This window comes from Staphylococcus microti (assembly GCF_000934465.1).
Classification (GTDB): Bacteria; Bacillota; Bacilli; order Staphylococcales; family Staphylococcaceae; genus Staphylococcus; species Staphylococcus microti.
This window is the reverse complement of record NZ_JXWY01000039.1, coordinates 25,609-39,167: the sequence shown is the minus strand read 5'-3', so window position 1 is coordinate 39,167 and position 13,559 is coordinate 25,609. Positions and strand designations below refer to the sequence as shown.

Annotated in this window: 8 protein-coding genes; 6 read left to right on the top strand and 2 right to left on the bottom strand. The window is 38.8% G+C overall.

Annotated elements, in window-relative coordinates:
* The first annotated feature begins 71 nt into the window (after positions 1-71).
* The 4 genes from addB to TP70_RS06635 all read left to right on the top strand — a co-directional run bounded on the left by addB (position 72) and on the right by TP70_RS06635 (position 8,704).
* Positions 72-3,536, top strand: coding sequence for a helicase-exonuclease AddAB subunit AddB (addB, locus tag TP70_RS06650; RefSeq protein WP_044360503.1), 3,465 nt, complete (start codon positions 72-74; stop codon positions 3,534-3,536).
* Entirely contained in the window at positions 3,533-7,171 is a 3,639-nt protein-coding gene (gene addA, locus TP70_RS06645; protein ID WP_044360502.1) for a helicase-exonuclease AddAB subunit AddA, read from the top strand. The genes addB and addA overlap by 4 nt, the downstream gene beginning before the upstream one ends.
* An 82-nt stretch (positions 7,172-7,253) precedes the next feature.
* Positions 7,254-8,156 carry a fumarylacetoacetate hydrolase family protein gene (locus TP70_RS06640; protein WP_044360501.1) on the top strand — a complete coding sequence of 301 codons (903 nt, stop codon included), beginning with the start codon at positions 7,254-7,256 and terminating at the stop codon, positions 8,154-8,156.
* A 158-nt stretch (positions 8,157-8,314) separates the two neighbouring features.
* Positions 8,315-8,704, top strand: a complete 390-nt coding sequence (locus tag TP70_RS06635) for a YisL family protein (protein WP_044360500.1) — start codon at positions 8,315-8,317, stop codon at positions 8,702-8,704.
* Between the two features lie 63 nt (positions 8,705-8,767).
* On the opposite strand, the gene TP70_RS06630 is transcribed toward TP70_RS06635, so the two are convergent.
* Positions 8,768-10,093 carry a CoA-disulfide reductase gene (locus tag TP70_RS06630; protein ID WP_044360499.1) on the bottom strand — a complete coding sequence of 442 codons (1,326 nt, stop codon included), beginning with the start codon at positions 10,091-10,093 and terminating at the stop codon, positions 8,768-8,770.
* 25 nt (positions 10,094-10,118) lie between these two features.
* Positions 10,119-10,937, bottom strand: coding sequence for a Cof-type HAD-IIB family hydrolase (locus TP70_RS06625; RefSeq protein ID WP_044360497.1), 819 nt, complete (start codon positions 10,935-10,937; stop codon positions 10,119-10,121).
* Between the two features lie 110 nt (positions 10,938-11,047).
* On the opposite strand from TP70_RS06625, the gene TP70_RS06620 reads away from it, so the two are divergent.
* Positions 11,048-11,356 carry a metal-sulfur cluster assembly factor gene (locus tag TP70_RS06620; RefSeq protein WP_044360495.1) on the top strand — a complete coding sequence of 103 codons (309 nt, stop codon included), beginning with the start codon at positions 11,048-11,050 and terminating at the stop codon, positions 11,354-11,356.
* 188 nt (positions 11,357-11,544) lie between these two features.
* Positions 11,545-13,371, top strand: a complete 1,827-nt coding sequence (locus TP70_RS06615) for an acyltransferase family protein (RefSeq protein WP_174221464.1) — start codon at positions 11,545-11,547, stop codon at positions 13,369-13,371.
* Positions 13,372-13,559: the final 188 nt, after the last annotated feature.

The following is a 13,559-nucleotide window of genomic DNA, read 5'->3' as shown; positions in this document are numbered from 1 at the left end:
AAACGGTTTGGTTATTATCAGCGACCATATATAATAGAAGTAATATTAATTTATGAGTGAGGGGGAGTCGTATGTTTCGTGCATTGATAGGAAGAGCGGGCACTGGTAAAAGCACAGCGATGATGAATGAAATCAAAGATAAAATACATAATCCACCTTTGGGCGACCCGATTATTGTTGTGACGCCGATGCAAGGAACGTATTTATATGAGCAAGCGTTTGTTAATGATTCAGCGCTGAAGGGAAGTTTGCGTGCAGAAGTACTCCACTTTGAAAGGTTAAGTTATCGTGTTTTTCAAGAAGTAGGAGGCGTGCATGAAACACGTTTGTCATCTACATCTATAGAGATGATGATTTACAACATTTTACAAGATGTACGTAAACAGTTGAAGTTATATCAATCGCAAGTGAAGTATTTAGGTTTTAGCACAAAAGTACGTGAACAACTACAAGACTTTGAAAAGTATGCGGTGACGCCAGAAATTGTAGCAGATAGTGCGGAAAATAATCAGCTACCGAAACGAACACAAGATAAGCTGCATGATATGAGTTTAATCTATAAAAAGTTACAAGAACGTATGGGATCAGATTATTTAACGGGAGAAGGTCTCATGCAGCGTTTTATTTCGCTGATTCCTAAGTCGGATTGGCTACGTCGTGCGGATGTGTATATTGATGGTTTTCACAACTTTTCAACCCAAGAATATCTCGTCATTGAAGCGCTTGTAAAACACGCCAAGTCCGTAACGGTATTGCTGACAACAAACGGTGACATGGATGCATTGAGTATGTTTCGTAAGCCGTCTGAGGTGTTGGCACATCTTAATGATATTGCGACGCAGACAGGCAAAGCATTAAATATTGAACGTTTTAATGATGTGCAGCGTTTTAAACAGCAAAGTCTGCTGGCGTTAGCGTCGGAATTCGATGCGTTACAACCTCAAGCAACCCATGTGGACGATGGAGCGGTACGTATATTTGAAGCGACATCTATGCGTGAAGAAGTGAATGAAGTGGCACGTCAAATTATTGCAGATGTTCGTGATAATAAATATCGTTATCGGGATATTGCGATTTTGTATCGTGACCCGAATTATGTTTATTTGTTAGAAGCAATTTTAGCGCAATATGATATTCCATATAACATAGATGTGAAGAAGTCGATGGTCCATCATCCGATTATGGAAATGTTTGTGAGTATGATAGAAGTTTTGAAAACGAATTGGCAATTTGAACCGATGATGCGTTTATTTAAAACAGGTGTATTAACCCAACAGTTTCCGAATAGTCGTTATTTAACAGATTTACTTGAAAACTATGCGATGGAACGAGGCATATACGGGAAGCGTTGGCTGGAAGATAAATATTTCCAAGTGGATAGCTTTACGAAAATGGGCATTAAACGTCATAAAGCACTCTCTGAATCAGAAGCCGATACATTTCAACGTGTTATTTCAATGAAGGAACACGTGGTCAAACAATTATTTCAATTGGAACAAAAGCTTAATACGGGAAAACATGCAGAGGCATATGCGACGGCATTTTATGAAGTCCTTGAAATGTTTGAACTCCCATCACAGTTGATGACGCGCCGAGACATGTTAGAAACGCAAGGGCATCATGAACAAGCAGAGGCAGTTGATCAAATCTGGCGTGGTTTTATACGCATTTTAGATGAGATTGTCGCGGTGTTTGGTCAACAAGAGATGGAATACACACGCTTTTTAGAGTTACTAGATGTTGGATTAAATGGACTTGAATTTTCAATGATTCCGCAAACGATTGACCAAGTGACGATTGGAACGATGGATTTGGCGAAGGTCGACAACAAGTGCCACGTCTATATGATAGGGATGAATGACGGTGTGCTGCCGCAAGCGATTAACAGTACGAGTTTAATATCCGATGAGGAGAAAAAGACGTTTGAAGCATATACGGGCATGCAGTTAAGTCCGACAGCAGATATTCTACAAATGGACGAAGCGTTCGTTGGCTATTTTGCGATGACACGTGCATGCGAACGTTTAACGCTAACATATAGTTTGATGGACAGCAGTGGTTCGGAAAAAGAAGCGAGTCCGTATATTAGCGATGTGCAAAGTATTTTGCCAGCTGTTGAAACGCAAAATATTGCACAGTTGAATGCACAAGATGCCATGCGACGTATGGTGCATCCACATCAAACGAAAGTACATTTATTCGAGTCATTGCGTGCATGGTTAGATGGGCAACCGATTGCGGATAGTTGGTTTGTTGCTTATGACACATTGTATAAAGACCCTGCATTAAGTGATGGCATGGCGCATTTGGCGACTGCATTAGATTATCGCAACGAGACGGTGCAACTTGATCAACCATTAACGTATGCACTTTATGGTAAGACAATCAATGCCAGCGTGTCACGTTTTGAAGGCTACAATAGTTGTCCGTTTAAGCATTATGCATCACACGGTTTGAAGTTAAACGAACGTACAAAGTATGAATTGCAGAATTTTGATCTCGGAACGATTTTCCATGATGTATTACGTTATATTGCTGACAAAGTGGATGGCAATTTCCAAAAGCTGACACCGAAACAAATTCAGTCATTGACGCAAGAAGCATTAGATGAGCATTTACCAAAAGTACAGTTTAACTTGTTGAATGCGACGTCATATTATCGCTACTTATCAAAACGTATTGGTGAGATTGTACAAGCGACATTGCAGGCGTTACGTCATCAGTCTGAACATTCGCAGTTCCGTCCAATTGCGTTTGAAAAGTCTTTTCGCCAAAAAGCTAAGTCGGATGAGTTGTTCGCGCAACCTTTACAAACAGAGCAAGGCATCCCAATTAATATTCGTGGGCAAATCGACCGCATTGACGTCTATAACAAAAATGGCAAAAGTTTTATTAATATTATCGACTATAAATCATCAAAACAAAGTGCGGAGTTAGACCTGAAGAAAGTCTATTATGGTTTACAAATGCAAATGATGACGTATATGGATATTGCGTTACAAAATAAAGAACGCCTTGGACTGGTTGATGATGTTAAGCCGGGTGGATTTTTGTATATGCATGTTCATAAGTTCAAAGATAAAAAGCGTGCATGGGATACAGTTAATGAAGATGATTATGAAGAGACATTTTTAAAATCATACAAATTAAACGGTTTGGTCAATAGTGACGAAGATGTTGTAGATGCCTATGATCGCCGAATAGAAGGCGGTTTTAGTTCTGATATTGTACCTGTCGCATTGAAGAAAAATGGTGACTTTTACGCATACAGTAAAGTCACAGATGAACAAACGATTCACCGCCTTATCCAGCGCAACAGAGATAACTTTGTGCATACTGCATCACAAATTATGGATGGACATACAGAAGTAGCACCATTGAAATATGACAATACATTGCCGTGTCGTTTTTGTCAGTATCAATCAGTATGTCATGTTGATAGCTTGATCGATAGTGCAAAATATCGACATGTGGATGAAAGCATTAAACCATTGAAGTTATTAGCGACAACGGAAGAAGAGGAGGAGACACGATGATTCCAACAAAACCGAAAGACGTACAGTGGACAGATGCGCAATGGGAAAGTATTTATGCGAAAAATCAAGATGTGCTCGTTGCTGCAGCGGCGGGTTCGGGTAAGACAGCGGTCTTAGTTGAACGTATTATTCAGCGTATTTTACGTGACAAAATCGATGTCGATCGTTTGCTCGTTGTGACGTTTACGAACGCCAGTGCACGTGAAATGAAGCACCGTATTGAAGCACGTATTCAACAAGCGTCGTTAGAAGATCCAAGTAATGAGCATTTGAAAAATCAACGTGCTAAAATCCACCAAGCACAAATATCCACGTTGCATAGTTTTTGTTTGAAGTTGATTCAACAGCATTATGATCAACTGGACATCGATCCAAACTTTCGTACAGCAAGTGATGTTGAAAATGTATTGTTACTAGAACAAGTAGTGGATGAAGTGTTTGAAGCACATTATGAAACGTTGGATCCGCAGTTTGTGACGTTAACAGAACAGTTATCGTCCGATAGAAATGACGATGCCATTAGAAATATCATAAAAAAACTTTATTATTTTAGTGTCGCCAATCCACACCCGGAACAGTGGCTGGATCGTTTAAACCAACCGTATGAAGATGTCACATCGCAACAGAATTATACGGCGATATTAGATCAATATATTCAATTGTATTTAGACGCAGCACAAGATGCAGTCGAACAAGCATATGCGCAGATTGAATTAATTGATCATAAGGGTAAGCATGTAGCGTTTATTAACAAACATCGTGACGCTTTACGTGAAGCACTATCAGAAAAAATGATAGATAAGTCGAAAGTGCGTGCGATTAAGTTTGAGCGAATGCCGTCAAAACCGAAAGACATGAAAGATGATCCATATGCAGAGGGAATGTATGAAGCATTCAAAGCGAATTATGACCGCTACAAAAAATTTATGGAGACCGTTCAATCAGAATTAATCAGTCGTGATGTTGAGACACTACAGCAGGAACTTACAGATTTAGCACCACGTGTTGCATACTTAGCAAAGTTGACGAAAGATGTGATGGCACAATTTTCAGCGGCAAAACGTGTACGTAATATTATAGACTTTGGAGATTATGAACATTTAGCACTTCGTATTCTATTAAATGAGGATGGCACACCTTCTCCAATTGCAGAGACGTATCGCGCACAATTTGAAGAAATACTGGTCGATGAGTATCAAGATACGAACCGTGTACAAGAAGCAATTATCGGAAGTATTAAAAGAGGCGATGCATCAAACGGCAATTTATTTATGGTAGGCGATGTGAAACAGTCGATTTATAAATTCCGTCAAGCAGACCCAAGTTTGTTTATTGGAAAATACGAAGCGTTTAACCAGCCAGATGATTTGAGTGGGAAACGTATTGATTTGTCACAAAACTTCCGTTCACGCAAAGAAGTGTTGGCAACGACGAACTATTTGTTCAAACATATGATGGATCCTACTGTTGGAGAAATCGACTATGATGCAGCAGCAAGCTTGTATTCAGGTGCGCCGTTTGATGATGTCTCCTATCCCGTTCATTTAACAGTGCTGTTGAAAGACCAAAAGCAAGATATGGATAAAGGCGAGCAAGAAGCGCATTTGATTGCGCAACAAGTGCAAGCAATTCTTGAAACGAAGCAAGTATATGATATTAAAACAAAAACGTATCGACCTGCAACGTATAAAGACATCGTTATATTAGAGGCAACGATGTCGAATGCACGCAACATTCAACAAGTGTTCAAAGATTATAATTTGCCGTTGTTTGCGAAAAGTAAGCAAGGTTATTTTGAACAAACGGAAGTGCGTTTGATGTTGTCATTTTTAAGAGCAATCGACAATCCGTTACAAGATATTTATCTCGTTGGATTGATGCGTTCAGTGATTTATCAATTTACGGAAGATGAATTGGCAAAAATACGTGTAGGTGCGCCAAATGAATATTACTTCTATCAATCGATTCAACAATATATAGACTTACCAGAAGCAGACACTGAATTACGTCAGAAGCTGGTTGATTTTATAGCACAACTTGAAAGTTATCGCCGTTATAGTCAAACGCATCCGGTGTATCAGTTGATTGACAAGTTGTTCAATGATCATTACATTACACAGTATTTTAGTGGGTTAGTCGGTGGTAAAGGACGTCGTGCCAACTTACATGGTTTATTTAACAAAGCCATTGAGTTCGACAACTCGAGCTATCGTGGTTTATTCCAATTTATTCGTTTTATTGACGAGATGATTGACCGCGGTAAAGACTTTGGTGAAGAGAATGTTATTGGACCGAATGATGATGTGGTTCGATTAATGACCGTGCATAGTAGTAAAGGGTTAGAGTTCCCATTTGTTATTTATTCGGGACTAAGTCGAAAGTTTAACAAAGATGACTTGAAACAACCAGTCGTACTCAACCAACATGCAGGATTAGGCTTACAATATTATGATGAAGAGCGCGGTTTGTTTTATCCGTCACTCATTTCTAAAAGCATTGAGCTTATGAATCAAAAAGAATTAATATCAGAGGAAATGCGGTTAATTTATGTGGCGCTTACACGTGCGAAAGAACATCTTTACTTAATTGGCACGGTCGATAATGAAGAAGCGTTAGATAAGTTAACGGCTTGGTCGGTCAGCGATAATCGCCTTGGTACGATTGAACGATTTACAGCGCAAAATCCGTTTCAACTGATTTATAGTGTGTTGAGTAAACATCAAGCAACGCACTTGGCAAAGCAACAACAGTTTGCGACATCAGTTGAATTGTTGCCAGATTATCTCAAACCAACTGTACAGATTGAACAAGTAGACGCCCAAGATATCATACCGGTTGAAGATGATGCACAGGCAGTCCAAACACCGTCACTTGCTATGTTAAAAGAGCGCCTTGCAAACGATGTGTTAGATCAAAGAACTGCGAATCAAATTAAGGAACGTTTGCTGTTTAAATATCCATATGAAGCGGCGGAAAAACAACCGTCCAAACAATCGGTGTCTGAGTTAAAGCGTCAGTTAGAGACTGAACAAGCCGACACAAACTATGAACGTGTACGCCAGTATCGACTTGGTGCTGTCACGTATGATCGTCCAACTTTTATGCAAGAACAACATCGAACGGCAGCAGAAGTTGGGACGCTGATGCACACAGTGATGCAACATTTACCATTTAAAAAAGAACGTTTAACAGAACCTGAGTTGTATGCTTATTTTGATCAGTTAGTTGACCGTGCAATCATTGATAAAGAAGCCATTCGCGATATTAACGTTGAAGAAGTGAAGCGCTTTGTAAATAGTGATTTGTATTTACGTATTGCGAACAGTGACGCTATTTATCGAGAATTACCGTTTATTGTGAATCAAAATGCTGTAGAACCAACGGACAAAGAGGATACGATTATTCAAGGGATGATCGACTTAGTTTTTGAAGAAGCAGGTCAGTATTATTTTGTGGATTATAAGACAGATGTATTCGTTCGCCGTAGAGGTATGACTGACGAAGAAATTGGCCAACAATTAAAAGAAAAATATCGTATTCAAATGACATATTATCAAAAGGCGCTAGAAGTGATATTAAAACAACCTGTATCAGGCTCATTATATTTCTTTAAATTTGGAGAGATTACAATTTAGTCAAGATAATGACAAAAATTTGTGATTTATCTAAAACTTTCGTTATAATGGCTATAAGATATACGTTAGGAGCTGATAGTGAATGAAATTCTTATCATTCAACCACAATGGTGAAACATCATATGGTGTTAAGGTAAAGCGAGAAGAAGCGGCATGGGATTTAAGAAAAGTATTCGCTGATTTCGGCGATGCAGCATTCCAACCGAAAACATTATTAGAAGGATTACAGCACAATCAAACGTTAGAGTTTCAAGAGCAAGTAAGAAAAGCGGTTGTTGCAGCTGAAGAAAGTGGTCGTGCAGCTGAGTACAAAGTGCAATATGCAGATATTGAATTTTTACCACCCGTCACACCACCGAATAACGTAATCGCATTTGGTCGTAACTATAAAGCACACGCTGAAGAGTTAGATCACGATGTTGAACGCTTATATGTGTTTACAAAAGCAGCTTCATCATTAACAGGTGACGAAGCAACAATTCCAAATCATAAAGACATTACAGATGCATTGGATTATGAAGGTGAGCTAGGTGTCGTAATCGGTAAGTCAGGCGAGAAAATCCCGAAAGGCTTAGCGTTAGACTACGTGTATGGTTATACAATCATCAACGATATTACAGACCGTACAGCGCAAAAAGCGCATGATCAAGCGTTCTTGTCAAAAAGCTTAACAGGTGGCTGCCCAATGGGTCCTTATATCGTAACGAAAGATGAGTTACCAACACCTGAGAACGTAAATATCGTGACAAAAGTAAATAATGAAATTCGTCAAGACGGCAACACGTCACAAATGATTTTGAAAATTGATGAATTGATTGAAGAAATTTCAAAATATGTTGCGTTACATCCGGGGGACATCATTGCGACAGGTACACCAGCAGGCGTTGGTGCAGGTATGAACCCACCGAAGTTTTTACAACCGGGCGATGAAGTGAAAGTGACAATTGATAATATCGGTACATTAACAACATTTATTGAAAAATAATAATAGAGATGTGAGAAGCTGTAGTTTGATGACTATGGCTTCTCATTTTTTTGTGCTAAAAATCGAATAAACACGTAAAATTTCAAGCAATCCAATGCCTGGATGAAAAGGGATATGTTATGATATGTAGGGCAATTTATAAAAGGAGGATATATCGAATGGTACTTATTAATTTACACATTATTAGTTTTGTTATGCTGTTGATATTGTTCTTTGCAACATATGAAAACTTTTCTAATAAACAAGGACCGACACCATTATTCAAACCATTGCACATGACATTACGTTTGTTTATGATTTTCGTATTGGTGACAGGTTTTTGGTTGATCGCCAAAGCATTTACAAGTGCAGATGCAAGTCATATGTTACTGACATTAAAAATGGTCGGTGGACTGGGCATCATTGGTTTAATGGAAGTAACCATTGCACGTAAAAAGAAACAAGCATCAAGCAGAAAATTGTTTATTTGGACATGGATTATCGTCGTGATTACAGCGGTTCTTGGGACAATCTTACCTTGGGGACCAATCACAGCATTATTCCATTAATATTAAAGCGTCAAGATTTGGATACCGCTGAATGGTTTCCAAGCCTTGACGCTTTTTCCTTTTTTATGGACGTGCTTTATAACCCAGCATATTGATCAAATCTTTTGGATGACTGTAAGGTGGGGCATAAGCAACTTCAAATTCAGTTAAGTCATCTATCGTTGCTCGGTGCATCATCGCCATAGATAAGACATCAATACGTTTATCAACGCCAGTTTTACCAACGGCCGCTGCACGGAGTAAACGTCTTGTTTGTTTGTCATAGTACGCACGTAGATGAACAGGCGTATTGTTAGGATAGTAACCCGCATGCGTGCCGTTTTCAACTTCCACCATTGCATAATCGAAATGTTTAAGATCTCCAAGCGCGACACCTGTACTTGCAAGCGTGTAATCAAAAAATTTAACGATACTTGCGCCTACAAAGCCTTGGAATGTGACATCTTTGCTGCCAGCGATTTGTTCAGCAACCACACTCGCACCACGATGTGCGCCCCAAGCAAGTGGCACGTGTGCAGGTAAGTCAACGTGACGATAATGATTCGTTGCAATGTCGCCCACCGCATAGACATTTGGAATATTCGTTTGAAAACGGTCATTCACTGGAATATAGCCTTTTTCATCTATTGTAATGCCGGATGATTGTAAAAACTCAGAGTTCGGCTGTACACCAACACCTGCAATAATCATGTCATAATCTTCAACAGCACCTGATTTAAATGTAACGGTATGTCCATTAATAGCGGTTACTTCTTCATTTAAACGATACGGAATATGACGTGCTTCAAGTTCAGATAAAATGGCGGCGTTCATATCTTGATCCATCAATTTATTAATGGCTTCTGAACGATGAATCAATGTAGGGGATAAGCCACGTTCATACATATTTTCTAATAGTTCTAAGCTGACATAACCAGCACCGATGAGTAACACACGTTGCACATTGTTGGATGTGATATAGTTTTCAATCGCATCCGTATCTTCCATATTACGCAATGTGAAAAGATGTGGTGCATTAAAGTCAAGGCGTCTTGCACGTGCACCGGGGCTCAAAACTAAAATGTCGTAATGATCTTCAATCGTATTGCCTGTTGTATGATCTTTCACTTCAATGATTTGTTGTTCGGTATCGACACGCACAACTTCATGTTGCAGTTTAACCGTAATATTTTTCTTCTCTTTAAACTTTTCAGGTGTCATCGGTAATAATTGGTCACGTGATGACACGACATTTCCAAGATAATAAGGCAGGCCACAGTTCGCAAAGCTCATATGGCGGTCTTTCTCATAAACAGTAATGTCGCTTTCTGGATCGAGACGGCGAATTTGGCTTGCGCTCGTTGCACCACCTGCGACTGCACCGACGACGATGATTTTTTGTTGTGACATGTTACGTCCTCCTTAAATGGATTATTTATTTAGGTATATTTAATTGAAAGAAGTCGTTCAAATACACACCGATACCGTCTTCATTATTAGATAGCGTGGTATCATTGGCAATATATTTTAAGTCATAAATGGCATTCCCCATTGCAATACCGTGTTTGGCATATTTAATCATTTCAAGATCATTGTCTTCATCGCCAAAAGCAATAATTTCATTGCGTTCGATGCCGAGATGTTTACGCACAATGTCAATGCCGACTGCTTTACTAATGCCACGTTTGACAATTTCAATGACAGGGAATGGTGCGCCCCAACGTCTATGCTCAATGTTTTCAGCATAGAAGCGTGTTAATACTTGTTTGACACGTGGAATCATTGTTTCTTCGGCTTCTACTAATAAACTCGTTGGATCTTCATGAAGCAATGTTTCTAAGTCACCCACTTGAATATTTGGATTGCCCATACTAAAACCATCGAAAAGACGGTTATCCGGACGATCAATATACACTTGATCACCGACTTCCGCAATTAAGTTTTGAATGTCCATTTTTTTCAACGTTTCAATAATACTTGTTGCAATACCTTCATCTAATCTTTCATGATACGTCGGAAAGTCAGGATTTGTAGGGTGATGAATAAACGCCCCGTTGAAGTTGACAATCGGTGTATCCATATCAAGTTGATCGTAATATAGCTTACTTGCACGATACGGTCTTCCCGTTGCAATCATTAATGCGTGCCCATCTTCTTGTAATTTTTTTAGCACGCGAAATGTATAGTCAGAGATTTCCTTGTTGTCGTTTAATAATGTGCCATCTAAGTCTAAGCAAATCAAATGTTTTTTCATAGTATTCTCCTAAATTCTATTGTTCAGTGTATGAATATCATAGCATTTTATTGTAGAAATGTAATGATTTTGATATATTGATAGTAGTCATAAAAAAAGAGGTGAAAGGCATGGAAGAAGCATTAAAAGATAGTATTCTAGGTGCATTAGAGAACGTAATCGACCCTGAGTTGGGTATCGATATCGTCAATCTTGGCCTTGTTTATAAAGTTGATTTGAATGATGATGGTTTATGTACTGTAGAGATGACTTTAACATCAATCGGTTGCCCAATGGGACCGCAAATTGTAGACCAAGTTAAAACAGCATTGGGAGAACTGCCTGAAATTAAAGAAACAGAAGTGAACATTGTATGGAATCCACCATGGAATAAAGATATGATGTCACGTTACGCTAAAATCGCATTAGGTGTAAGCTAATCGAGAGACTATAAAAATAAGAGATATGATCTTGTCTCTTATTTAATAGAAAGAAATAGACGTCATAGAGAAGGACTGAACTTTGATGAAGAGTTTCAGTCCTTTTTAATAAGCTTGTCCGTCGGGGGTATATTGCGAAACTTGACGAATACAGGTAAAATTTATGTGATATTAACTATGAAGAGAGAATGATAAGTATGTGGAACTTCACGAAACAACCGCATAAACAACTCGCGACACGTTACATGCCAGGACTCGATGGGTTACGTGCTATTGCTGTGTTAGCAGTCATTATTTATCACTTTAATCCGCAATGGCTGCCGGGTGGCTTTTTAGGTGTGGATACGTTTTTTGTTATTTCAGGCTACCTCATCACCAGTTTGTTACTAACGGAGTATCACAATACACAACGTATTGACTTAGTGTCTTTCTGGGTAAGACGTTTAAAGCGACTTTTACCAGCAGTCATTTTTTTAATTATGTCAGTCCTTATTTTAACGCTTATAATGGCACCTTCAGAAATTAAACCTGTGCGCAGTGATGCGTTTGCAGCTTTATTTTATGTCAGCAACTGGTGGTACATTTTCCAAGATGTTGATTATTTTGCACAATTTGAAGTTGCGCCGTTAAAGCATTTATGGTCATTGGCAATTGAAGAACAATTTTATTTATTTTTTCCACTCGTTTTACTTAGTTTGCTCTATTTTGTAAAACGTGTCAAACCAATTTTATATACAATGATAGCACTGATTGTCATTTCAATAGTAACAATGGGCGTGTTGTACGACCCTCAAGGTAATGTTGCACGTGTTTATTTTGGTACAGATACACGACTACAAACAATGTTACTCGGTGTTGTCCTTGCCTTTATATGGCCAGCATTTAAATTACGTGCGCAGACGGCAATTCAAGCTAAACTCATGATTGACGGAATTGGTATTGCTGCGTTAGTCGGTTTGCTGTTCTGCTTTCGCTATGTCAGTGAATCACACAATGGCCTGTATTACGGTGGGTTTGGCTTGATTAGCATTTTAACATTGGCAATTATCGCGAGTGCTGTTATGCCGAGTGGGGCATTTGCGAAACTGTTAGGCAATCCGTTGTTTCTATATATCGGTTCAAGATCATACAGTTTATATTTATGGCATTATCCAATTATCGTATTGATACATCATCATTTTGTACAAGGGCAAATTCCAATGTTTGTTTATGTCGTGGAAGGGGCTTTGATGCTCTTCATGGCAGAATTCTCATATCGCTTTATTGAAACGCCATTCCGTCGTTCAGGTTTTAAAATATTCGATTTCCGACATTTGAAACACTGGCAGTCACTTAATGTCAAACGTGCATGGTTAGCTATTCTATTATTGTTACCATCTGCGCTTATTTTATCTGGTGTATTTAACGGTTTATCAAAAGAAAAAACACATACAACAGCAATTAATACAGATGATATGGATAAGTATTTTACCGTACCGGCACCACTCGGCTCAATGAAAGTGGACGGATTCCAAGTTCAAGGTCAAGCATCTCCGTACGCACATTGGAAACCTCTGTTAATCGGTGATTCCGTAATGGTCGATATCGGCGATACATTTAAAGAACAAGTGCCGAATGCAAGCATTAATGGACTCATTGGACGTCAACTTGTGCAGGCCATTCCACTTGTTCGTGAAAGTTATCCTGACTACAAAGATAAAGACGATGTTGTGGTGTTGGAGCTTGGAACGAATGGTGACTTTACAGAAGATCAATTAAATACGTTGTTAGATCTTTTTGGAAAAGCACAAGTTTATCTCGTCAACACAAGCGTACCACGTGATTATCAGCCACATGTCAATGCATTGTTCAAAAAAGCAGCGCAAGACCGCGACAATGTATACCTTGTTGACTGGCATGCCCGTGCACAAGGACATACAGACTATTTTGCACCAGACGGTATTCATTTAGAAGCGGAAGGTGTCAAAGCACTGATTGATGAAATGATCAAAACGATGAAACAAAATATGAAATAATTTTTAAGGAGCTGGACGGAAATCTTCTATTATATAGAGATTTCTAGTCGGCTCTTTTTAGTTTGTAATTCATACAATATGACATTGTTTTATTGTTGATTTTTAACAACATGCGCGTTATAATATATTTAAGGTCAAAGAAAGTCAAAGTCAAACAAGACCTATTATGAAATAAAGGAGTGAATCAT

Coding starts and splice junctions, on each gene's coding strand:
- addA (WP_044360502.1), top strand. CDS start 3,533: ATGATTCCAACAAAACCGAAAGACGTACAGTGGACAGATGCGCAATGG.
- TP70_RS06625 (WP_044360497.1), bottom strand. CDS start 10,937: ATGAAAAAACATTTGATTTGCTTAGACTTAGATGGCACATTATTAAAC.
- TP70_RS06635 (WP_044360500.1), top strand. CDS start 8,315: ATGGTACTTATTAATTTACACATTATTAGTTTTGTTATGCTGTTGATA.
- TP70_RS06620 (WP_044360495.1), top strand. CDS start 11,048: ATGGAAGAAGCATTAAAAGATAGTATTCTAGGTGCATTAGAGAACGTA.
- TP70_RS06630 (WP_044360499.1), bottom strand. CDS start 10,093: ATGTCACAACAAAAAATCATCGTCGTCGGTGCAGTCGCAGGTGGTGCA.
- TP70_RS06615 (WP_174221464.1), top strand. CDS start 11,545: ATGATAAGTATGTGGAACTTCACGAAACAACCGCATAAACAACTCGCG.
- addB (WP_044360503.1), top strand. CDS start 72: ATGTTTCGTGCATTGATAGGAAGAGCGGGCACTGGTAAAAGCACAGCG.
- TP70_RS06640 (WP_044360501.1), top strand. CDS start 7,254: ATGAAATTCTTATCATTCAACCACAATGGTGAAACATCATATGGTGTT.